Annotated in this window: 15 protein-coding genes; 8 read left to right on the forward strand and 7 right to left on the reverse strand. The window is 72.5% G+C overall.

All coding sequences use genetic code 11. The features are described from left to right. The first annotated feature begins 216 nt into the window (after positions 1–216). Positions 217–4,458 carry a DNA topoisomerase 3 gene (locus WME96_RS17505; RefSeq protein WP_437291255.1) on the forward strand — a complete coding sequence of 1,414 codons (4,242 nt, stop codon included), beginning with the start codon at positions 217–219 and terminating at the stop codon, positions 4,456–4,458. Positions 4,459–4,479: 21 nt separating this feature from the next. Here WME96_RS17505 and WME96_RS17510 read toward each other — a convergent pair whose 3' ends face one another. From WME96_RS17510 to WME96_RS17520, 3 genes are all read right to left on the reverse strand, one after another. Further along, the gene (locus tag WME96_RS17510) at positions 4,480–4,608 is read right to left on the reverse strand and encodes a hypothetical protein (RefSeq protein ID WP_020736078.1); all 129 of its coding nucleotides are present in this window, start codon (positions 4,606–4,608) and stop codon (positions 4,480–4,482) included. Positions 4,609–4,821: 213 nt separating this feature from the next. Beyond that, positions 4,822–6,462 (reverse strand): SBBP repeat-containing protein, encoded by a 1,641-nt coding sequence (locus tag WME96_RS17515; RefSeq protein ID WP_437291256.1) that lies wholly within the window; start codon positions 6,460–6,462, stop codon positions 4,822–4,824. Between the two features lie 134 nt (positions 6,463–6,596). Next, positions 6,597–7,415 (reverse strand): SDR family NAD(P)-dependent oxidoreductase, encoded by an 819-nt coding sequence (locus WME96_RS17520; RefSeq protein WP_437291257.1) that lies wholly within the window; start codon positions 7,413–7,415, stop codon positions 6,597–6,599. 424 nt (positions 7,416–7,839) lie between these two features. On the opposite strand from WME96_RS17520, the gene traA reads away from it, so the two are divergent. Beyond that, the gene (gene traA / locus WME96_RS17525) at positions 7,840–9,987 is read left to right on the forward strand and encodes an outer membrane exchange protein TraA family protein (protein ID WP_437291258.1); all 2,148 of its coding nucleotides are present in this window, start codon (positions 7,840–7,842) and stop codon (positions 9,985–9,987) included. Further along, positions 9,984–11,867: an OmpA family protein gene (locus WME96_RS17530; RefSeq protein ID WP_437291259.1), complete on the forward strand. Its 1,884-nt coding sequence runs from the start codon at positions 9,984–9,986 to the stop codon at positions 11,865–11,867. The genes traA and WME96_RS17530 overlap by 4 nt, the downstream gene beginning before the upstream one ends. Before the next feature lie 302 nt (positions 11,868–12,169). Here the strand turns inward: WME96_RS17530 and WME96_RS17535 are convergent, their stop codons facing one another. Further along, positions 12,170–12,829, reverse strand: a complete 660-nt coding sequence (locus WME96_RS17535; protein ID WP_437291260.1) for a hypothetical protein — start codon at positions 12,827–12,829, stop codon at positions 12,170–12,172. A 173-nt stretch (positions 12,830–13,002) separates the two neighbouring features. Between WME96_RS17535 and WME96_RS17540 the strand changes: the two genes are divergently transcribed. Both WME96_RS17540 and WME96_RS17545 read left to right on the forward strand, forming a co-directional pair. Further along, on the forward strand, positions 13,003–13,524 hold the full coding sequence (locus WME96_RS17540) for a peptidylprolyl isomerase (RefSeq protein ID WP_437291261.1): 522 nt from the start codon (positions 13,003–13,005) through the stop codon (positions 13,522–13,524). 173 nt (positions 13,525–13,697) lie between these two features. Next, positions 13,698–14,180, forward strand: a complete 483-nt coding sequence (locus tag WME96_RS17545; RefSeq protein WP_437291262.1) for a hypothetical protein — start codon at positions 13,698–13,700, stop codon at positions 14,178–14,180. A gap of 118 nt (positions 14,181–14,298) precedes the next feature. Here the strand turns inward: WME96_RS17545 and WME96_RS17550 are convergent, their stop codons facing one another. Then, on the reverse strand, positions 14,299–16,098 hold the full coding sequence (locus tag WME96_RS17550; protein ID WP_437291263.1) for a HAMP domain-containing sensor histidine kinase: 1,800 nt from the start codon (positions 16,096–16,098) through the stop codon (positions 14,299–14,301). Positions 16,099–16,263: 165 nt separating this feature from the next. On the opposite strand from WME96_RS17550, the gene WME96_RS17555 reads away from it, so the two are divergent. From WME96_RS17555 to WME96_RS17565, 3 genes are all read left to right on the forward strand, one after another. After that, a complete protein-coding gene (locus tag WME96_RS17555; protein ID WP_437291264.1) occupies positions 16,264–16,881 on the forward strand; it encodes a DUF47 domain-containing protein in 618 nt (205 codons plus the stop codon). After that, positions 16,878–17,885: an anion permease gene (locus tag WME96_RS17560; RefSeq protein ID WP_437291265.1), complete on the forward strand. Its 1,008-nt coding sequence runs from the start codon at positions 16,878–16,880 to the stop codon at positions 17,883–17,885. Before WME96_RS17555 ends, WME96_RS17560 begins: the two co-directional genes overlap by 4 nt. A 100-nt stretch (positions 17,886–17,985) precedes the next feature. Next, positions 17,986–18,855 carry an NmrA/HSCARG family protein gene (locus WME96_RS17565; RefSeq protein WP_437291266.1) on the forward strand — a complete coding sequence of 290 codons (870 nt, stop codon included), beginning with the start codon at positions 17,986–17,988 and terminating at the stop codon, positions 18,853–18,855. Positions 18,856–18,880: 25 nt separating this feature from the next. Here WME96_RS17565 and WME96_RS17570 read toward each other — a convergent pair whose 3' ends face one another. After that, positions 18,881–20,080, reverse strand: coding sequence for a 6-phosphofructokinase (locus WME96_RS17570; protein WP_437291267.1), 1,200 nt, complete (start codon positions 20,078–20,080; stop codon positions 18,881–18,883). A 171-nt stretch (positions 20,081–20,251) separates the two neighbouring features. Next, positions 20,252–22,993 (reverse strand): phosphoenolpyruvate carboxylase, encoded by a 2,742-nt coding sequence (locus WME96_RS17575; RefSeq protein WP_437291268.1) that lies wholly within the window; start codon positions 22,991–22,993, stop codon positions 20,252–20,254. Positions 22,994–23,026 lie beyond the last annotated feature (33 nt).

The following is a 23,026-nucleotide window of genomic DNA, read 5'->3' on the forward strand; positions in this document are numbered from 1 at the left end:
GCGCGGCGCACCCGTGTCAAGGCGACGGCAGGAGCTGCCCGCCCGCCGTCGACCTCGATCGCCAGGGGCCGCGCCCCGCCGCGCCCCGGCCCGGACCGCGACGAGGCGCGCGCGCTTCCGGGCCGGCGCGCTTCTCGATACCGCCCGGGGGCGCCACGCGCTATCACCGCACCCGCGGGAGGCGCGGGCGGCGCCCGTTCCTCCCGGGTTGCCCGCATGATCGCCGTGGTCGCAGAGAAGCCCGCCGTCGCCCGCGACATCGCCGCGGTGCTCGGGGCCTCGCGGCGCGGCGAGGGCTTCCTCGAGGGGGGCGGCTACGTCGTCACGTGGGCGGTGGGGCACCTCGTCGCCATCGCCGAGCCGCACCAGATCGACCCTGCCTGGAAGCGCTGGCGCCTCGACCTCCTCCCGATGCTGCCGGCGCGCTTTCCGCTCGTCGTCCTCCCCGGGACGCGGGCGCAGTTCGAGATCGTCCGGAAGATCCTTGGCCGGCGCGACGTCCAGCGCGTCGTCTGCGCGACCGACGCGGGCCGCGAGGGCGAGCTCATCTTCCGCTACATCTACGAGGCGGCCGGCTGCACCCGGCCGGTCGACCGGCTCTGGATATCGAGCCTCACCCCCGACGCCATTCGCGACGGGCTCCGCCGGCTGCGCGACGCGCGCAGCTACGACGGCCTCGCCGACGCCGCGCGGGGGCGCAGCCGGGCGGACTGGCTCGTCGGCATGAACCTCTCGCGCGCCTACAGCCTCGCCTTCGACCAGGACCTCTCGGTGGGCCGCGTGCAGACGCCCACGCTGTCCATGGTCGTCGAGCGCGAGCTCGCCATCCGGCGGTTCGTCCCGGAGCCGTACCTCGAGGTCGTCGCGACCTTCTCCCCGTACCGGGACGACGGCGCGGGCGCCGCCGAGTCGTCGTACAAGGGCACGTATTTCCGCGACAAGGATCTCCCCGGCGAGCAGCCCGGCGGCGAGGCGCGCGAGACAGCGCCGCTGCGGAGGCGCCTGCCGCCGGACGGCGAGGAGGCGGCGCGCATCGTCGAGCGGGCCCGGCGAGGCGAGGCGCGCATCGAGGCGATCCGGTCCGAGTCCCGCCGCCTCCCGCCGCCGCTGCTCTACGACCTGACCGAGCTCCAGCGGCACGCGAACCGCCTTTACGGCTTCTCCGCGCAGAGGACGCTCGAGGTCGCCCAGGCGCTCTACGAGCGCAGGAAGCTCATCAGCTATCCGCGCACCGACAGCCGTCACCTCTCGACCGAGATCGCCGCGACGCTGGGCGCGGTGGTGCAGGCGGTCGAGGGCTCTTACCGCGGCATGCTCGCCCCGGGGACAGGGACCCGGCCGCTCGGAAAGCGCTTCGTCGACGACGCCAGGGTCGGCGATCACCACGCCATCATCCCCACGGGGGCGCGGTCGTCGCGCGCGGATCTGTCGACCGATGAGCAGAAGATCTTCGATCTCATCTGCCGGCGCCTGCTCTCGGCGTGGCACGAGGACCACGTCACGTCGATCACCACCGTCATCACCGCGATCACGACGCGCGGCCGGGGCGAGGGCGCCGGCGCGCCGATCGTGGACCGCTATCACAGCGCGGGCAGCGTCGTGGAGAAGGTCGGGTGGAAGGTGCTCGACATCGGCTTCGGCAAGCCGCCGGCGAAGCCGCGCAAGAAGGGCGCTGCCGGGGAGGACGCGGAGGGGCGCGACGGCGGAGAGGGCGAGGGCGAGCGCGAGACCGCGGATCAGCAGCTCCCGGCGGGCCTCGTGAAGGGGCAGGTGCAGCTCGTGCTCGACGCGCAGGCGCTGGCGAAGAAGACGCGCCCGCCGCCGCGCTTCACCGAGGCGACGCTGCTCACCGCCATGGAGACGGCGGGCAGCAGCCTCGACGAGAAGGAGCTCTCCGAGGCGATGAAGGACTCGGGCCTCGGCACCCCGGCCACGCGGGCCGCGATCATCGAGACGCTCCTGCGGCGCGAGTATCTCGTCCGCAAGGGCAAGCTGCTGCACGCGACGGACAAGGGCGTCGGGCTGATCGAGGTCGTCCACGCGGACGTCAAGAGCCCCGCGATGACGGGCGCCTGGGAGGCGAAGCTCGCCCGCATGGCCCGGGGCGCCGGCGATCTGCCCTCCTTCATGGCAGGCATCGAGTCGTACGTGCGCCACGTGGTCGAGGAGGTGAGCGCCGGGCGTCGTCCGGCGGCGGGCGCCGCGCCCTGGCCCGGAGCCAGGGAGCCTCCATCGCGGGAAGACGGCGAGTCGAGGCGTCCCGGGAACGGGCGTCAATCCGCGACGGCCGCGCCGCGGGAGCGCGAGGCGCCGCGCGCGACGACGCGCCGCGCGCCGGGCAGCAGCGGGGCGGTCGCGCCGGCCGACGTGTCGCGCGGCGCGCTTCAGACCGTCGCGGCGGCGGCCGCGGCATCGTCGCCGGCGCGGGCGCAGGCGCGGGCTCGTCCGGCAGCCGTGGTGCCCATGCCGGAGCGATCCGCGCCGGCGGCGCCCTCGCGGGCGCGTGGGGCGGTTGCAGGTTCACCTTCGGCGCGTGGGGTGGACACGGCATCACCGCCGTCGCGCGCCGCGGCCGTCGCGCCGTCGCGCGCCGCGTCCACCGCACCATCGCCAGCGCGCGCCGCGGCTGTCGCCCCCTCCCGGGAGCGCCGGCCAGCGGATCTCCTCGAGTTGCTCCAGCAGTGCTTCGGCTTCCGCGCCTTCCGCCCCTACCAGGAGGCCGTCTGCCGCACCGCGGCCGCCGGGAGCGACGTGCTGCTCGTCATGCCCACCGGCGCCGGCAAATCGCTCTGTTACCAGCTCCCCGGGATCGCCCGCGGCGGCACGACGCTCGTCGTGAGCCCACTCATCGCCCTCATGGAGGACCAGGCCGCGAAGCTCCGGGCGTGCGGCTTCGCCGCCGAGCGCATCCACTCCGGCCGGAGCCGGGCCGAGTCCCGTCAAGCCTGCGTGGATTATCTCGCTGGCGCGCTCGATTTCCTGTTCATCGCCCCCGAGCGGCTCCGCGTGCCCGGCTTCCCCGAGCTGCTCGCGCGCCGGAAGCCGGCGCTCGTCGCGGTCGACGAGGCCCATTGCATCTCCAAATGGGGACACGACTTCCGCCCTGATTACCGCATGCTCGGGCAGCGGCTCCCGGCGCTCCGTCCGGCGCCGGTCATCGCGCTCACCGCGACCGCCACGCCGGTCGTGCAGGACGACATCGTCGAGCAGCTCGGGCTCGCGACAGCGGCGCGCTTCATTCACGGCTTCCGGCGGAGCAACCTGGGTATCGAGATCCTCGAGGTCAGCCCGGGGGAGCGCCTCGCCCGGGTGCGCGCGCTGCTCGGGCGAGAGGGCCGCACGCCCGCCATCGTCTATGCGCCGACCCGGAAAGAGGCGGAGTTGCTCGCCGCCGGCCTGGCCGAAGAGCTGCCTGCCGAGGCGTACCACGCGGGCCTGGCCCCCCAGGTGCGCGACCGGATTCAGGCGGCATTTCTGGACGGCAGCACCGAGGTCATCGTCGCCACGATCGCCTTCGGTATGGGCATCGACAAGCCCGACGTGCGCACGGTCATCCACGCCGGGCTGCCCGGGAGCGTCGAGGGCTATTATCAGGAGATCGGCCGCGCCGGCCGCGACGGGCTCCCTTCGCGGGCCGTGCTGATGCACTCGTACGTCGATCGGCGAATGCACGAGTTCTTCCACGAGCGCGACTACCCTGAGCCGGCGATCCTGCAGCGGATCGAGGGGGAGCTCTCCGAGGCGCCTCGCCCGCGGGAGGAGATCCTGGGCGATCTCGGGATGGATCCCGAGGTCGCGGACAAGGCGCTGGAGAAGCTCTGGATCCACGGCGGCGCGCGCGTCGACGCCGACGGGGGCGTCGCGCTGGGGGAGCCGGGGTGGCGCGCGCCCTACGAGGCGCAGCGGCGCCACAAGCTCGCCGAGCTCTTGCAGATGGCGCGGTTCACCGAGAGCCACGGTTGCCGCATGCTCCACCTGGTCCGCCATTTCGGCGACCAGGAGGACACCGGCGAGGCGTGCGGCCTGTGCGACGTCTGCGCGCCGGCCGCGTGCGCGGCGCGGGAGTTCCGGGCGCCGAGCCGCGACGAGGCGCAGGCGATCGCGCGGATCCTCGCGGCGCTGCGCGAGGGCGAGCAGCCGACCGGGCGGCTCCACCGCGAGGTGTTCGCGGACGGGTCGCTGGAACGGCGCGACTTCGAGCACCTCCTCGGCGGGCTCGTGCGCGCGGGCCTCGTGGAGGTGCGCGACGAGTCGTTCGAGAAGGCGGGCGAGACGATCGCCTACCAGCGCGCGTCGCTCACGCCGCGGGGCCGCCAGGGCGAGGCGCGCGGCGTGAGCGATATCGCGCTCGCGAAGGCCCCGCCCAAGGTGAAGAAGCGGCAAGGCGCGAAGTCGCCGGACGCGCGTCGGGCGTTCTTCGCGCGCAAGGCGCAGCGGAAGAAGGGCCGATCGCGCTGAACGAGCGCGCCCGCGCGGCGCTCAGCGGAAGATGCCGAAGTGGCCGAGCACCCACCAGAGCAGGACGAAGATGAGGATGGTGCTGAAGCACCCGCCCCCGAGCTTCTTCGCGCCGTAACCTGCTGCAATCCCACGCAGAATCTTGCTCATCGAACGACCTCCGGCCCCGTGTCGGGGTGCTCGACGAGCAAAGCAATGGGGGTGCCACGGCGAGGGGGCGGAATTTCGCGGCGGAAACCGATGGTCTCGCTCGCTTGATGGTGGGGACGTCGGCGCGCACGCCACAGTGAGGCGTTTCGCACCACGGGAGGCTCGTGGCCGCGGCTTATCGGCCGAGCCCAGGCAGCCGGAGCGACGGCGGGCTTATCGGCCGAGCTTGGCGATGACGAGCTGCTGGCGGCCGTCGGCTCCGAGGTTGGGGAGAGGGCCCGCGCCCCAATCTGCCTCCGGTGCTCTCGTCCAGCCCGCGACGAGCGCCTCGCCGTCCGGCGAGCTGGCGACGGCGTAGGGAACGGCGTCCTTGCCAAGGAAGCGATGCCAGACGAGCTCCGCGTCGGGGCTGAGCTTCACGACGAAGCCGGAGTCGTCCACCAGAGGAAGTGGGCCGTTGCCGAAGTCGATCTGCTTGTTGGCATCTCCGACAAGGACGACGTTGTCGAACGGGTCGAGCGCCAGGCCACGGGCCGTCTGACTATCCGTCCCACCAAGCGTACGCACCCATCCCGCGCTGCCATTGGCCTCGAGCTGCACAACGAAGACGTCATCGCTGACCGACGTCATCGTGTGTGGATTTATCTGTAGCTCGCCGTTATAATCTCCGGCCAATACAGGTCTTCCCCGGGAATCTACCGCAACACTCTTCACTTCGATGCGTGCCGGGCTCGGCCCGATCACGCGCATCGTCCTGATCCAGTCCGATACTCCCGACGGCGTCAGCTTCATGACGAAGCCTCCTCTGTCGATCGTGTACCGACCCAGCTGAGTGGTTTCGCGCGTCGAGCCGGCGATGAAGATGTTGTCGGAACGGTCGACCGCGATGTCGATGACACTGACGAGCGCGTTGCTATCGCCGAACGTGCGCACCCAGCAGCCCCCTGCGGTCGCGAGGCCCGTCGCACCGTCGAGCTTTGCGACGAAGATGCCCGAGTCACCGTCGTCCGGCTGCATCGGCCCGCCGCCGAAGTCGATCGGCTTACTGAAACGTCCCGCGACGATGACGCGATCGTTTGCGTCGAACGCGACGGCATTGATCCCGCCGCCCTCCGGGCCCTTGGTCCAGATGCGCTTGCCCGATGCATCGAGCTTCGCGATGAATGACCCCGCCGGTAGCGGCCCATCGCCGAAGTCGATGCCGCTGTCGCTGATGCCGCTCAGAAGCGGGTTGCCCTTGGAGTCGACGGTGAGAGCCCACGGCTCGTCCGGGTAAGAGTCACCAAACTTCTTGGACCACAGGGGCTCTCCGGTCGGGTTCAGCTTGAGGAGCAGTATATCGGTGGTGCTGGCAGACGAGAGTGTATGGTCGCCGATCGTGATGGTGTTGAAGAAGGCGCCGCTCACGAACATGTTGCCGTCGGCATCACCCGCGATGTCCATGAAGTGGACGTCGCCCGTCTGTTCGTACGCGGTCGTCCAGACGACGCACTCCAGGCCGTCACAGTTCTCGTCGTCCGCCGCATCGCAGCGCTCCACCCCGGGCACGATCTCTCCCTCGCATACGCCCCAGATCCCGTCGGTGTCACAGGTGCGCATCCCTCCCCGGCACACCCCTTTGTTCTCCGTGATCGGTGGCCCCACGTAGCACGCTTCCGACGTGTCCGGCGTGCAGGCCGTGGGCTCTCCGTCGTCCCCAGCGCCCCCAGCACTGCCGGCGCCTCCCGCACCTCCAGCGCCCGCGCTGTCCGTCGACTGATCGACGAACGTATCGAGGCCGAGCAGCGCCGCGCACCCGCTGGCGCACACGGTCAGGCCGACGACGGAACCAAGGACATACGCCTGTGCTTGCATGAGACGTTCTTCTCGCTCGAGCGCGCCTGCGGAAGCGGTCCCCCGGGCGCCGGAACAGAGGCTATCACACCGACAGAGCCGCCGGCGCCCCGTCATCGGATCGAGCGCCACGGGGCGTGGCGCGCGCTCTCTCGCTAGCCTCGGACGCCTCGCGTCGGGGCGCCGTAGCCGAGGACCGAGAGCCCGATCCGCGAGGAGAGCCGGCGAATCGCCGCGCGAGGGAGGAAGCGGGAGAGCTGGGCCGTCGCCTTGCTCAGCGCGGTCGGGACGGCGACCACGTCGCCCCGATCCGCTGCCGCGATGCCGTAGGCCGCGCAGTCCTCGGCGGTGAGCTCGAACGGCACCTTCCTGCGCGGCACGCCGGGCGCGCCCGCGTCGAAGATCTCCGTGGTCACCGGCCCAGGACACAGCGCCGTCACCGTGACGCCGGTCCCGCCGAGCTCCACGGACAGGCTCTCGGAGATCGAGAGCACGAACGCCTTTGTGGCTCCATACACCGCCTGTCCCGGGGTCGGCTGGAACGCGGCGAGCGACGCGACGTTGAGCACGCGCCCGCCGCCGCGGGCCACCAGGTCGGGGACGATCGCCGCGCAGAGCGCGACGACGCTCTCGCAGTTGAGCCGCACGAGCATCGCCTGCGCTGCCGGGTCGCCGTCCAGAAAGGGCCCGAGCCGCGTCGTTCCCGCGTTGTTGACCAGCCAGGCCGCGCCGCCCAGCGCGCGCGCCCGATCCCGCACGTGCAGGGCCGCGCCCTCCGCGGTGACGTCGAGCTCGAGAGGGTGGATGGGTGCATGCCCGGCGGTGCGCGCTCGTGCGGAGAGCTCCTCCAGGCGGTGCGCCCGCCGGCCGATGGCGAGCACGGGCTGCCCGCGCGCCGAGAGCTGCCGCGCGAGCTCCGCACCGATGCCGGACGAAGCGCCTGTAACGATGGCGAGACCCGAGGTGATCGTCATGGGAGCGATCCCTTTACGCCGCACCGCCACGGATCGCGAGGGGGCCCTCGCGCCCCCATGCACGGACGCTGCGGGGGGACCCAAGCGTGCTTCGCCGCGTCGCGTAATGCTCGAGGGAACGCCACGAGCGCGTCATCCGGTGCGAACAGACGCCGCGGCGGCGTCTGCATCGCAACGTGTCGCTCCGAGATGCGCGCGCGTACCGCCCACGGCGCAGCGTTTCGGTCGAGGCGGCTCCTGGGGGGGGCTCGCCGCGCCGCGATCCCGGAGTACGGCGCGCTGGAGGGCCATCCCCTACATCTGGAGCGAGCGGTTGGCGAGGTGTTCGGAGCTTGCAGACGCCGGCGCGCCCCGGGTAGCCTAGGACCGTGCTCTTGACGTCAGGTGGTAGGGCGCCGCGAACGGCGCCAGGAAACCGTGAGCGATGCTGAGCCGCGAGCGAGCCATGCGTGTTCGAGGACTTGCTCTGGCCGCCGCAGCGGCGCTGTGCGTCGCGCAGCCGGCGCCGGCGCGTGCACAATCGCAGCCATTCGGCCCGGTCACCCTCTATGAGCCCACCATCGACACGCTGCCGGAGGTCGAGGGGACCGGCCTCTGCGCCGCATCGGCCCTGTCCGACAACGTGGATAACGATTTCTACGTGCCCCTCCCCAGGGACGAACCTGGCGAGCGTCTGGCTTATAACGACAAGGTCAATGCGTTCATCACCAGCAAGAACGGGGTTGTCGAGGCAGGGTATCGCGAATACGTCGTTCGGACCGTCCTGGATCTCAGCAACAACAACAGCGACGTTGATGAGGACGAGAACCAGGACGACGAAGGCCCGCTGAGCTACGGCGACTTCACCGGACTGATGTCGACGACGTGCCAGGAGGGCGGGTGCGACTTCCCCTGGAACAGCCACGGCACCAGCCAGCCGTTCGGCTCCAGGCTCCGCGGGTTCTTGCTCGTCCCCGAGGACATCGTGGGTCGAACCGTTCATATCGGTCTCTACGCCGACGATGCGATAAGCCTCACCTTCTGGGACAAGCTCAACGGCGTGAAGCCCGTCATGGTCCGTCCGGCGCGGCTCGGCCTTCCGACATGGCGCCTCACGAACACCGTCATCTTCGAGAAGCCAGGCCTGTACCCGCTCGAGATCCTCTACGTCGAGATCGCCGAGCACGCGGCACTCGAGATGTCCTACTTCGTCGGCGAGTTCGAGGACTTCGAGCTCGGCGCGCGGGTAGAAGGCAGCGAGAGCCTCAAGGCGGCTAACTTTTCCCTCTTCCAACCCGCGCAGTTCTTCCAGACGCTGAGCGGCTCGCCGTCGTTCCCCGATCTCGACCAGTGCCAGCAGTGCAATCGCCAGTTTGCCGGCCAGGCCGGGACCAACGGCTGTCCTGGAAGCTACTATTGCAATGAGGCGGCCCTCTGCGCCCCGTGTGACACCGCACGATTCTGCGGCGAATCCTGCTCGGCCTGCACGGGCGACACCCTGTTCTGCATCAACCTGGAGGGCAGGACGCAGTGCGCCGAGTGCCGCACCAGCGACGACTGCCGCGACGGCTTCGTCTGCGACCCCGAGACGCACGAGTGCAAGGAGGAGTACGAGTGCGAGACCGACGCGGACTGCCTGCGCGGCAAGATCTGCGTCGATCACACCTGCGTCGTGTGCGACACCGCCGACCGGTGCGCCGGCAACTCGTGCAACTGCTGTCCGAACGGCATCAACGGCACGCAGATGGACTGCGCGGCCGTCGAGCCGGGCGGCGACCCGATGTGCGTCGAGTGCCTCGAGGACGCGCAGTGCCCCGCCGGCAAGCGGTGCCACACGCCGACCGGCCACTGCGTCGACGCCATCCCGGAGAACGCGCAGCCCAACTGCTGCGGCGAGGGCTGCGTCGACTGCGCGCATCCCGAGGACCCGAACGATCCGCAGACGCCGCCGGTGGATTTCTGCCTCCCCGGGCCCATCGGGACGGCGTGCGCCGCGTGCCGCAACGACATGGACTGCGCCGAGGGCCAGTACTGCCTGAGCGGCGAGTGCAAGGAGTGCGTCAAGGACCGGCGCTGCGGGCCGCGCTGCGATAGCTGCGGCGACGACACGCCGTTCTGCTTCGGCCAGTTCGCCCAGACCGCGACCTGCGTGCGCTGCACCTCGGACGAGCAGTGCGCCGGCACGACGTGCAACCCCGAGACGCACGCGTGCGAGCCGGGGTGCATGGCGACCTGCGCCGAGGACACCCCGTTCTGCGACGGCGAGAAGTGCGTCGAGTGCTACGCCGACACCCAGTGTCCCTGCGGCAACACCTGCGATCTCGCGACCAACACGTGCGACGTCTCCTGCAAGTCGAACCTCGACTGCCTCGGCAACGAGCACTGCCGCTGGACCGACGAGGCGGACGCCAAGGAGTGCGCGCTCGGCCCGATGCCGGACAACGTCGCGTGCGGCGGCACCCTTGCCGAGATCTGCAGCGTCTCGGTCGTCGGCCAGAAGGGCGGAGACCCGCGGCCCGCCGGGCTCCTCGCCCTCGCGGCGCTGGCCCTGCTCGAAAGAAAGCGCCGGCAGAGCCGCGGGGGTGTCTCGTGAGAAGGCGCTCGTCCCTCCTCGCTCCGCTCCTCGCGCTCTCCGCGCTGCTCGCCGGGAGCCCCGCGCTCGCCGAGGAGGGGCGCTTCGACGCGCAGGTCTTCCGCCCGGCCGCCGCGCCGCGGGACCTCGTGATGGTCCAGAAGTCCGAGGTCATCGGGAACCTCTCCCCGACCGTCGGCCTCTACAGCGACATCGCGGCCGACCCGCTCGTGCTCTTCGTCGCGGGCGACGACACGAAGCAGGCGGTCAACGCCATCACCGGGCGGCTCGAGCTCGCGCTCCTCGCGGGCATCGGCTTCTTCGACGTCTTCGACGTCACTATGACCATGCCGCTCATCCTCTTCCAGGAGGGCGGCAACCTCCGGCGCTTCGGCACCGAGGGCTCGGTCAAGAGCTCCACGGTCGGCGATCTCCGCCTCTCGACGAAGGTCTCGCTCCCGTACCTGAACCGGAAGGAGCAGGTCAAGGAGGGGTTCGGGATGGCGATCGCGGGTAACCTCAACTTCCCCACGGGCGACCAGAACGCGTTCGCCAGCGACGGCGCGCTGAGCGGCGGCGTGACGCTGATCGGCGACTACCGCTTCAACTTCGGGCTGCTCCTCGCGGCGAACGCCGGCATCTGGCTCAGGCCCGACAACCAGTTCGCGGGCGTTCGCGTCGGCGACATGGCGCAGTTCGGCGTGGCCGCCGAGCAGTACGTCGTGCAGCGCTGGGGCCTCTCGGTCATCGGCGAGGTGTACGGCTACCCCTCGCTCACCGGCTACCCCGACGATCCCGGGCAGATCCCCGCGGAGGCGCTCCTCGGTCTGCGCTGGCAGACCAAGCACGGCATCACGATCACCTTCGGCGGCAGCTTCGGCGCGGCCTGCGGCTTCGGCGCGCCCGCGATCCGCTTCTTCAACGTCATCACGTGGCAGCCGAAGACCTCGCAGGAGCAGGAGGAGATCAACCGCCTGCAGCAGCGCGACAACGACGATCCGGACCGCGACGGGCTCATCGGCGCGGCGGATCGCTGCCCCGACGTGCCGGGCAGCCCCGAGAACTTTGGCTGTCCGGATCTGGACACCGACGGCGACGGCTTCTTCGATCGCGACGACCAGTGCCCCGACAAGCCCGCCGGTCCGCACGGGAAGAACGGCTGCCCCCTCGCCTTCGTCAAGGGCGACGAGATCGTGATCACCGAGCAGGTGCACTTCGCGACCGACAGAGACATCATCCTCGAGGACTCGAACCCCACGCTCGAGGCCGTCGCGCAGGTGCTGATCGACAACCCGGACATCCGCGAGGTGCGGATCGAGGGCCACACCGACGTGCGCGCGACCGACCTGTACAACATGGCGCTGTCCCAGCGCCGCGTGGCCAGCGTCATGGCGTACCTGATCGCGAAGGGCGTCGACCCGTCGCGGCTCCAGGCGGTCGGCTACGGGCACACGCAGCCCATCTACGACGACACCGGCTGCACCGGGCCGGACGCGCAGCTCTCGCCCGACTGCCAGTTCATGACGTCGAAGAACCGGCGCGTGGTCTTCCGCATCCTGCGCTACGGCCCCGCGGGGGCGAAGCCGCTCACCGGGGCGCCCGAGGGGACCGAGCAGATCCTGCCTTCCGGCGGGGTGCTGCCGCAGAAATCGCAGGGCGCGCTGCCGACCCAGGGCACGCTGCCCGGGCAGGGGGTCCTCAAGCCGAACGTGCTGCCGAGCGGTGGATCCAGCCTTCCGCCGGCCGGTGGCGTGCCGGGCGAGGCGGCTCCGCTGCCCAACCGGCGTGACGGGGGGGGACTCCCGAGCGGTACGAAGGTTCTGCCGAGATCCGGCACGCCAGGGCCGGCGCCCTCGTCGTCGGGCCAGCCGCCGGCGGCGCCGCCTGCTCCGCAAAAGTAGGAATCCGCGCTCTCGGGCGTTCAGGGCGTGCCGAGTCGCCCGGCTCCGTGAAAGGGAATCCGCCGCGCGGCGGACTCCCTCTCACGGAGCCTACGGCCGCCGCCTCATGGGACCAGGGCAACCTGGTGGCAGCAGCAGGGAAGGCGGAGAGACTCGAACAAGGTATCCGTGATCAGGACCCCTGGCTGCGCGTGCGAGCCCGCGAGCCTCCACATGGGCTTCGCGGAGACACCGCTGTGACGGCAGGCGCCGGCTGAATCGCCGTCGCTCCTCTGTGTCCCGGCAGCGCCGGGACAGAGCGATCACTTCTTCGGCGGGGGCTTCACGGGCGCCGCCGGGGTCGAGGGCTTGGCCGACGAGGGCGGGGTGGGGGAGGAGGGCGGGGTAGCCGAGGCGGGCGGGGTGGGGGAGGAAGGCTTGGCCGACGACGCCGGCGAGGGCTTCGACCCGGGCTTGCCAGGCTTGGCCGGCGGGGCCGAGGCGGCGGGCGCAGGGGTCTCCTCGTAAGGCTCGTCGGACGCAGGCTCAGCCGGATCCGCAGGGGGCGCCTCGGGCTCGGGGGGCGCCGCCGAATCGGCGGGCTTGTTCGCCGGATGCAACGTCAGCGGCTTCGCCTCTCCATCCGTGCGGCGGACCCAGATCACCGCGGTGCCGCTCGCGACGCTCGCGTACCGGCCGTCCTCGGTGCGGATCTCCTCGTTGACCGCCTCGATGACCGCATCGCCGCCCACGGCGCACGCGGCCTTGCGGAGCGACTCGAGGCGCTCTGCCTCGGTCCGGGCCTCGGGATCGCTCGCGATGGGCTGAAGGCGATGGTACTCGCGATCGGGGAGCTGGCCCGCCGGCACGACGTGCATGTCGCTGCAGAACTCACCGGAAGGCGTGCGTTTGTCTCGGAAGGCGGTGCTGCAACCGGCGATCAGCGCGGCACCCAGTGCGGCCGCGAGGAGGAGGCGCTGCATGCTGCCTTCTTACCAGCGATGCGACGCACGATGCAAACCCCACGCATCGCGAGCGACGCTGACGCGCAGCGCAGGACCCTCCCGGTGCGACGACCACCACCTTTCCGTCGTCCAGGCGCACCTCCGCTCGGAATGTTCCGATCCCGTGAACGCCTGGCGATATGCTCGCGGCGATGCGGCAGCTCGTACGCCCCTCTCCGCTCGTCCTCCTGGGCGCGGCGCTCGTCACCGCGCTCGCGGCCGCATGCGGCGCGCCCCGGACGCCGCCCGCCGCCGCGCCGGACAGCGCCGCCCCCGCCGAGGCGAGCGCCCCGAACGCCGCCGCGTGCCTCGCCGCCGCCACAGCGAAGCGGGAGGGACGCGCCGATGAGCCGCCGCGCATCGGCGTGAAGCACATCCTCGTCCGCCACGCCGGCGCCGAGCGCGCCGAGGGCGCGACCCGCACGCGCGAGGAGGCATGCCTGCGCGCGATGGAGGCGCGCGACAAGATCCGCGGCGGCGCCGACTTCGGCGAGGTGGTCGCGGCGTACAGCGAGGAGGCGGGCGCGGCGTCGCGCGGCGGCTCCCTCGGCACCATCGAGCGCGCCGACGTCCTGCCGCCGTTCGCGGACGCGGCGTTCGAGCTCGACATCCATCAGCTCAGCGACATCGTGGAGACCCGCTATGGATTCCACGTGATCTTCAGGACGGAATAGCGCTCCTGCGCGACAGGCCCGCTCCTGCCGGAGCCCCTTTCCCTCCAGAAACGAGGCGCGTGCGTCACCCAGGGTGCGCGCGCCTGTAACAAGGTGCGTGCGTCACGCAGGGCGCGCGCCGCGCCTCCCGCGCGAGGGTTGCGTTTCCGGCGGAGGCGCAGCATGAAGCACCGATGCGCGCCCACAAGCTCTTCGCTGCCTTTGCCGTGATGATCGCCTCGCCAGCGCTGCTGATCGCGGCGTGCAAGTCCAGCGACGATCCCGAGGAGGTCGCCCCCGCGCCGGCCGACGTCACCGCGCCTCCCGCGACGGCGCCGCTTCCTGCGGCCACCGGGACCGTGCCGGCCGCGACCCCGACCCCGGCCGCGCCCCCCGCGACCGCGAAGGCGTCGCCGGCGCAGCCCGCCGCCGCGGGAGCGAAGGCGGACGCGGGCGCGGCCACGGACGGCGGCGCGCCGACGGACGCGGGCGCGCCGGCGACGCCCGACGCAGGCGCGCTCTCGAGCAAGCTCGCGGCGTGCGCCGCCAAGTGCCAGTCGATCCTCCAGACCTGCCTCACGCCGAAGTTCCCCCCGGACGGCGGCCTGCCCAGGATCGAGAACCCGACGGCGTGCCAGGAGTCGTTCGACTCCTGCCGCACCGCCTGCGCGCCGTAGCGCTCGCACCGTCTCGCGCGCCGTGGCGCTCGCGCCGCCTCCCGCGCCGTGGCGCTCGCACCGACTCCCGCGCCGCCGCGACCGACCTCGCGCGGCGCAGCGCCAGCGTGGCCCGCGCCTACCGCGGCGCGCCCGCCGTCGCGCCCGGCAGCGTCACCCGGAAGAGCGCGCCGCCGGCCGCCCCGGTCGTCACGGAGATGTCGCCGCGCATCGCCTCGACGAGGTGCTTCGCGATCGAGAGGCCGAGCCCGGTGCCCCCCGACGCGCGGGAGCGCCCCGGATCCACGCGATAGAACCGCTCGAACACGCGCGCCTGATGCACCGCGGGGATGCCGTGGCCGTCGTCCTCGATCTCCAGGAGCACGCGCCCGTTCGCGCTCCGCGCGCGCACCACGACGCGCGAGCCGTCCGGCGTGTGCTGGATCGCGTTGTCGACGAGGTTGGTCAGGATCTGGTCCAGCGCGCGCGGATCCGCCGTGACGAGCGTGCCGGGCGCCACGTCGACCTCCACCTCGGTCCCCTTCTCCCGCGCGCGCCCGCGCAGGAGCGCGACCGCCGCCTCAGCCTGCGTCGCGAGGTCGAGCGAACCCTGCGACAGCGGCCGCTCGCGCCCCTCGATGCGCGACAGATCGAGCAGGTCGTTCACGAGCCGGTGCAGCCGCGCCGCGTTGCGCTCGATCACCTCGACGAAGTCCCGCGCCGCCTCCGGGTCGTCGAGCGCGCCGCCGAGGAGCGTCTCGCTGCTCGCGCGGATGGACGCGACCGGCGTGCGGAGCTCGTGCGACGCGTTGGCGATGAAGTTGCGCTGCAGCCCCTCGATCCGCCGCAGCTCCGTCACGTCGAAGAAGACGGCGACGACCCCCGCCGCGCCGCGGCTCTGCGCCGGCAGCGCGAGCGGCGCCGCGTTCACGACGAGGATCCTCCGACCCGGGGGCCCCGCCGCCCCCGGCGTCGCAGGCGCGATCTCGATCTCGCGCGTCGCCGCTGCGCGCGCGAGCGCGACCTCCTCGAGCAGCTCGTGCAGGCCCGCCGAGCGGAGCACCTCGATCGGCGGGCGGCCGACCGCGTCCCCGCGGATGCCGAGGAGCTGCGAGAGCGCCGGGTTCACGAGCGAGATGTCGCCCCGCTCGTCCGTGACGAGCACGCCCTCGCGCATCGACTCGAGCACCGCGCCGAAGCGCTCGCCCTCGCCCCCGAGCTCGCGCCGCGAGCGCTCCAGGCTCTCGGCGAGATCGTCCAGCGCGCCGCCGAGCGCGGCGATCTCGTCGCGCCCCTGCACGCGCGCGCGCCGGCTCAGGTCGCCGCGCATCTCCCGCGCGACGCCGGTGAGGTACACGAGCCGACCGGAGAGCGCGCCCGCCCCGACGAGCGCCGCGCTCACGGCGAGCGCGAGGGCGAGCCACGTGCCCTGCACCACGCGCGCGTGGGCGGCGGACAGGCTGCGATCGATCGCGACCGGCTCGAACGCGAGCCGCACGATCCACGGGCCGTCCGGCCGATCGAGCCGCTGCGCGGCGTAGAGCATCCGCATCTGCGTCGTCCTGCTCACGCGCTCGCTGCGCCCGACGCCGTGGTGCCGCGCGTCGGCGACCTCGTCGCGCGTCGCGTGCGGCTCGAGCCCTCCGAGCCGCTCCGGCGCGACCGACGAGTCGCCCCGCACCACGCCCGCCGGATCGATCAGCGTGACGCGCGCGCCGGCGCGCGCCGACAGCGTCGCCGCGAGCGCGGTCGCCTCGGACGCGAGGTCGCCCGCCCGCGCGACCGACTCGGCGACGAGCGCCGTCCGCACCGCCAGATCGGCCTCCGTGTGCTGCCCGAGCTCCGCTCCGAGCGTCTTCACGACGTAGCCGTCGAACACCACCGCCGCGAGGACCGCGATCCCCACGGCGAACGCGATGAGCTTGCTTCGAATACCCATGTCACCCGCGCGCGCGACGTGGCGCGGCACGCACGTGCGCGGCGCGCCACGCGCGTGCCGCGCCGCGCGCGTGGCGCGCGCCAAGATTCATGATGTTACCTGGTTTTGTCTGCCCCGTGACGACTCGTTGACGTGATGCGGGGAGACGGCTAAACGGCAGCCCCCATGGGACTGACCCGTGACGCGGTCTTCTTCGACGCGCTGGCCGACCATGCGCAGCGGAGCGTCGCCGCGAGCGAGCTCCTCCTGGAGATGCTCGACCGGCTCGATGACGCGCAGGCGTTCGCGAAGAAGATCTCGGACCTCGAGGACGAGGCCGACAAGATCACCCACGGATGCCTGGCGGCGCTGCACCAGACCTGGATCACCCCGCTCGACCGCGAGGAGATCCACGCCCTGATCACCCGCCTCGACGACGTGCTCGACTGCATCGAGGCGGCGAGCGTGCGGCTCGTGCTGTTCGAGATCGACAGCCCGCCCCCTGAGGCGCGGCAGCTCGCGCAGGCCGTCGTCGAGTCGTGCACCGTCATGAGCTCGGCCATCCAGGCGCTCAGGGACATCAAGCGGCAGCCGAACCTCCTCGAGCTCTGCGTCGAGATCAACAAGCTCGAGAACAAGGCGGACGGGCACTACCGCACGGCGCTCGCGGCGCTCTTCAGGAAGGGGAACGACCCGCTCCTCGTGATGAAGTGGCGCGACATCTATGACCTTCTGGAGAACGCGACGGACCGCTGCGAGGACGTCGCGAACATCATCGAAGGCATCGTGCTCGAGCACGCATGACCACCTACATCCTCCTCATCATCGCGATCGCGTTGGTGTTTGATTACATCAACGGCTTTCACGACGCCGCGAACTCGATCGCGACCGTCGTCTCGACGCGCGTCCTGTCGCCGCGCACCGCGGTGCTCTGGGCGGCCGTCTTCAACTTCATCGCGTTCGCCCTGTTCGAGCCCACGGTCGCGCGCAACATCGCGAAGGGCGTCGAGCCGGGGTTCATCACCCCGAACGTCATCCTGGGCGGCCTGCTCGGCGCGATCGTCTGGAACCTGCTCACCTGGTGGTGGGGGCTGCCGTCGTCGTCGTCGCACGCGCTGATGGGCGGCTTCGCGGGGGCCGCGGTCAAGAGCGCGGGGCGGCTGTCGGTGCTCGACGCGACCGTCTTCGGCAAGACGGCGGCCTTCATCCTGGTGTCGCCCCTGCTCGGCGCCATCATCGGGTACTCGCTCATGCGCGCGATCCAGCTGCTCGCGCGCAGCTGGACGCCGGGGAAGGTGAGCTCCCGGTTCCGGCGGCTGCAGCTCCTCTCCGCGGCCGCCTACTCGCTCGGGCACGGCGGCAACGACGCGCAGAAGACGATGGGCATCATCACGGCGCTGCTCATCTCCGCGGGCGTGCAGGGGGGCGGCCACGACCCGAAGCCGATGCTCTGGGTCGTGCTCGTCTGCCACGCCGCGATGGGCCTCGGCACGCTCTCCGGCGGCTGGCGCATCGTGAAGACGATGGGCATGAAGATCACGAAGCTCAAGCCGGTGGGCGGCTTCGCGGCCGAGACGGCCGGCGCGGCGACGCTGTTCAGCGCCACGGCGCTCGGCATCCCCGTGAGCACGACGCACACGATCACGGGCGCCATCGTCGGGGTCGGCGGCGCGAGCGGGCGCCTCTCCACGGTCCGCTGGGGCGTCGCCGGCCGCATCGTCTGGGCCTGGATCTTCACGATCCCCGCGTCGGCCATCCTCTCCGCGACCATCTACACCATCGCGCGCCTCATCAGCGGCGAGCCCTGACCGCGCCGCCGGGCGCGGCGTCGCGCGAGCGAGCCCGGCGAGCGCCCCCGACCGCGGCCAGAGGGCTTACAGAGCGCGCGGCAAGCCCCATAGCGCGCCCATGCGGGTGCTGGTGACGGGGGCGACGGGGGCCCAGGGCGGGGCGATCGCGCGATCTCTGCTCGCGCGCGGGCACCGCGTGCGCGCCCTGAGCCGCAGGCCCGGCGATCCCGCCGCGGCGCGCCTCATCGAGCTCGGGGCCGAGATCGTCCACGGCAGCCTCGACGAGCCCCGCTCGGTCGCGCGCGCGGCGGCCGGCGTCGACGCCGTCTTCGTCGCTGGCGCGCCGATCGAGGGCGGGGCCGACGCCGAGGTGCGGCGCGGGCTCATCGTCGCCGAGGCGGTCAAGGCGGCGGGCGGGGCGCACCTCGTCTACACGTCGGTCGCGGGCGCCGACCGGGGCACGGGCATCCCCCACTTCGAGGGCAAGGCGGCCGTCGAGCGGACCATCGCCGCCCTCGGCGTGCCGTGCACGATCCTCGGGCCCGTCTACCTCATGGAAAGCCTGCTCGCGCCCGCGTCGCTCCACGCCCTCCGGCGCGGCGTGTACGCCGTCCCGCTCCCCGGGGGCTGCCCGCTCCAGCAGCTCGCGACGGACGACATGGCGCGGTTCGCGGCGCTCGTGATCGAGCGCCGGCGCGACTTCCTCGGGCAGCGGATCGAGCTCGCCTCCGACGAGCTCACCGGCGCCGAGGCCACCGCGGCGCTCTCCCGCATCGCCGGCCGCGAGATCCGCTACGCCGAGGTCCCGCTTGCCGAGGTCCGCGCGCGCAGCGAGGACCTCGCCGCCCTGTTCCGCTGGCTCGCGCGCGGCGGCCACGGCGTCGACCTCGCCGCGCTCCGCGCCGCCTACCCGGAGATCGGGTGGCGGCGGTTCGAGGACTGGGCGCGCGAGCACCTCGCGGGCGCGCTGACCCGCGCGGTCGCCTGAGCCGGCGCGCCCAGGCCGGCGCGGCTCAGCCGGCCGGCGCGGGCGCGCGGCTCGGCCGGGCGCCCCCGAGGCTGATGAAGTGGTCGAGGATCCACGTCTTGAAGCGCTGCAGGTCGAGCCGGTCGAGCAGCGGCAGGAACGCGCGCTCGACGCCGTCCTCGCGGCGAATCGAGGCGAAATCCAGCACGCCGACGTCGTTCGCGGCGAGCACGTACGGCATCACCTCGGTGCGCCCCTCGTCGAACGCCGACAGGAGCAGCGACCCCTTCAGGAAGGCCGCCGACACGTCGAGGAACGCGGGGCGGATGCCGCGGATGTACCGGCTGAACGGCTCGGCGATGACGCGCTTGTCCGGCGCGTCGCGGAGCCCGGCGCCCTCGAGCTGGTGCTTCAGGAACTCGCTCGCCGACATGCCGGGGTGCTCCTTGCGGCGGCGCTCGGCCTCGTAGCCCTCGGCCACGATCACGAGCGCGTAGTCGGCGCGCCCGAGGCCCTCGGCGAGCTCGGCCAGCACGTCCTGGGGGAAGCGGAAGAAGGGGAGCACGATGAGGTGCGACCGCGCCGCCACCGCGCAGTGCAGCGCGTGCCGCCCGCTGCGGTTGCCCATCATCTCGAGGATGTAGATGCGCTTGTGCGTGTACGCGTCCTCGTAGAGCCCGCGCGCGATGTTCGCGCCCGTCTCCACGCCGGACAGGAAGCCGATCGCGCGATCGCCCTCCAGGTCGTTGTCGATGGAGACGTTGACGAAGCCGGCCTGCGGGCGCACCTCGAACTCCTGGAGCCACGCCTTGATGCCCTCGAACGTGCCGTTGCCGCCGACGCAGATGAGGTGCGTGAACCCCTGCTCCTTGAACTTCGCGGCGGCCTGCTTGCGCTTCTCGCGCTCGAGGAAGCCGGTGTATCGCTCGGTCCGGAAATCGCTGCCGGCGTCGAGCACGCGGCGCCCCATCGAGCGCGCCGGGATGCCCTGCGCGAGCAGGGCGTAACGCTGGCGGCGGCTCATGATGAGGCGCTCGAATTGCGGCTGGGCGCGCGCGTCTGCGGTCAGTGAGCGGAAGCCCTCGGTCGCGGCCCACACCTCGTAGCCTCGCCGCGCCGCCTCCTCGGTCAGCGCGACAGCGACCGAGGAGTAGCCGGGGGCATTGCCGCCGTCGAAGACGAGCAGCAGGCGCTTGTCCGATGCCGGAAGGGTGTCGGGACGTCCGAACTCGACGATGCTGGTCATGGCGCCGGCCTTCTACCATGCGGCGCCGCGGGTGGCCGAGCGATTGTCACGCGTTCGATACGGTCGCCCGACGACGCCAGGCGTCGAGCGACCGTGCCGCGCTGCGCGGCGTTGAACGATGGCGCCGCGTCGACGACGGCGCCGCGCAGCGACGCGGCGACGCCGCGTCGATCAGCCCGTGTTCCGCATGCCGGCGGCGATGCCGTTCAGCGTGAGCAGCAGCGATCGATCGCACCCGGAGTCGCCGCCGCGGCTCGCCCGCAGGAGCTCGACTTGCAGGAATGAAAGGGGGTCGACGTAGGGGTTGCGCAGCGAGATGGACCGCTGGAGCGTCGGGTTGCCCTCGAGCAGCCGCCGGTTGCCCGTGAGCCGCTTGAGCCACGAGCGCGTCCGCCGGTACTCCGCGATGATCCGCGGCGCGACCGCCTTGCGCGCGGCGGCCGGCGCGAGCTCGGCGTAGTCCGCGAAGATCGTCATGTCGGCCTTCGCGAGCACCATCTCCACGTTGTCGATGACCGCCCGGAAGAACGGCCACGACGCCATCATCTCCTTCAGCAGCTCCGCGCCCTCGGGGCGCTGGCCCATCGCCTCGAGCCCGCTGCCGACGCCGTACCAGCCCGGGAGGATCGCCCGGTTCTGGGTCCACGCGAAGACCCACGGGATCGCGCGCAGCGACTCGAGGCCGCCCGCGCGCCGCTTGCTCGGGCGCGAGCCGAGCGGCAGCCGCGCGATCTCGTCGATCGGGGTCACCGCCGTGAAGAACTCCACGAACCTGGGCTCCTCCCAGACGAGCTCCCGGTAGACGCGCCGCCCCGTCTCCGCGAGCTCGTCGAACGCCGCGGCGTAGCGCAGCTCGGACGCGGCCGGCGGCCGCGGCTGCGCGCCGAGCGTGTGGAGGACGACGCCGCTCAGCATCAGCTCCAGCGTGCGCATCGCGAGCTCGGGGCGGGCGTACTTGTGGTCGAGCGCCTCGCCCTGCTCCGTCGCCTTGTAGCGGCCGCCGACGCTGCCGGCCGGCAGCGCGAGCAGCGCCTGGTGCGCCGGGCCGCCGCCGCGCGCCACCGACTCGCCGCGGCCGTGGAAGACGCGCAGCGGCAGCTCCGCCTCCGCCGCGATCTTCGGCAGCGTCTCCTGCACGCGCCGGAGCGCCGCGCTCGCCGCGAGCAGGCCGACCTCCTTGCCGGAGTCGCTGTAGCCGATCATCACCTCCTGCACGCCGCGCGCGAGCACGTGCGGGCGGTACTGCGGGTGCGCGAGCAGCGCGCGCAGGATCCGCGCGCTGTCGTTCAGCGCGCCGAGCGACTCGAACAGCGGGACCACGTCGATGCGCGCGCACGATCGCGCCTCGTCCCAGAGCCCGGCGGCCCTCGCGCACTCGAGCGCGGCGAGGATGTCGTTCTCGCTCTGCGTCATCGACAGCACCAGCGTGCGGCACGCCGACTCGCCGCTGTCGCGCTGCGCGGCGGCGATGCGCTGGAGCGCCTCGAACACGCGGCGCGCCTCCGGCCCCATCTGCGCCGGCTCGACGCGGCCCGCGGCGACCTCGGCCGCCGCGGCGCGCGCGTCCTCGGCGGGGGCGCGCATCTCGAGCTCCGCGAGCGCGAACCCGAGCGCGCGCACCTGCGAGAGCAGCGCGCGGGCGCGCCGCTCGCCCGACCGGGCGCTGCCCGCGGCGCGGAGGCTGTCGGCGACCAGCGCGAGGTCGCGCTCGAGCTCCGCCGGCTCGCGGTAGGGGACCGCGTGCGTCGGCTCCTCGGGGCGCACGAACGCGCGCCCCTCGAGCGCGGGGCCCTGCCCGTAGCGCGCGCGGGCCTCGGCGCGGCCGTGCTCGGCGTGCTCGAGCGTCGCGGTGAGGCGCGCCTCGATGAAGCGCAGCTTGCGGCGCCACGGCTCGCCCTCGGTGCGCGGGCCGAAGTGCGCGGCCACCTCGGGCATCGCGGCGGCGTCCTCCTCGATCGAGGCGAGCAGCCACGGCGGCGGCGTGACGTGCCGCAGCGACTGCGAGAGCGCGCCGCCGAGCTCGCGCGCCGCGCGGATGAGCCGGCGCAGACCGCGGATGCGGTAGGCGAACAGCGCGTCCTCGAGGACGGCGGGCACGACGAGCGGGTTGCCGTCCATGTCGGCGCCCACCCACGAGTGGATCCGGAGCGGCACGAACTCGGCGTCGAGCGGCTCGCCGTACGCGGCCTCGAACGCGCGCCCGATCGCGGCGGGGAGCTCGGGGAGCAGGTCCCAGAGGATCTCCTCGATGTACCAGGCGACGTTCTTCACCTCGTCGCCGACCGTGGGGCGATCGCGCCGGACCTCGTCGGTCTGCCAGAGCGCGGTGATCTCCTCGCGGATCTCGGCGAGCTTGCGCGCGGACTCCTCCGGCGTGAGGTGGCAGCGGTCGCGCTCCTCGAGGTTCTTCGCGATGCGGTAGAGCTTCTCGAGGACGGTGCGCCGCGCGGCCTCGGTCGGGTGCGCGGTGAGGGTGAGCGTCACGTCGAGCGACCGGAGCGCGGCGCGCACGCGCTCGGCGGGGACGCCGGCGTCCTTGAGCGTGCGCATCGCGGCCTCGAGCGAGCCGCGCTGCGGGCGCGCGCCGGGGTCGGTCAGGTACGCGCGCGCGCGGCGGATGCGGTGGTGCTGCTCCGCCAGGTTGACGAGGCGGAAGTAGACGGTGAACGCCCGGATGACGGGCTCGATACGATCGTGCGGCAGGCTCGCGAGCAGCTTGGTGAGCTCCGCGGCCGCGTGCGCGCGCCCGTCGCTGGGACCGCGACGGCGGCGGATGGCGAGCGTGCGGATGCGCTCCTCGATGGCGAAGAGCTCTTCCCCCTCCTGCTCGATCAGCACTTCACCGAGCAGGCGGCCAAGCAGGCGGACTTCTTTGCGAAGAGGTCGATCGACCTCACGTCGACGCGGCGGCATGCGCGCGAGCCTAGCGCGACGCGGCGTGAAACG

Source organism: Sorangium sp. So ce406 (genome assembly GCF_051474675.1).
Classification (GTDB): Bacteria; Myxococcota_A; Polyangia; order Polyangiales; family Polyangiaceae; genus Sorangium; species Sorangium cellulosum_G.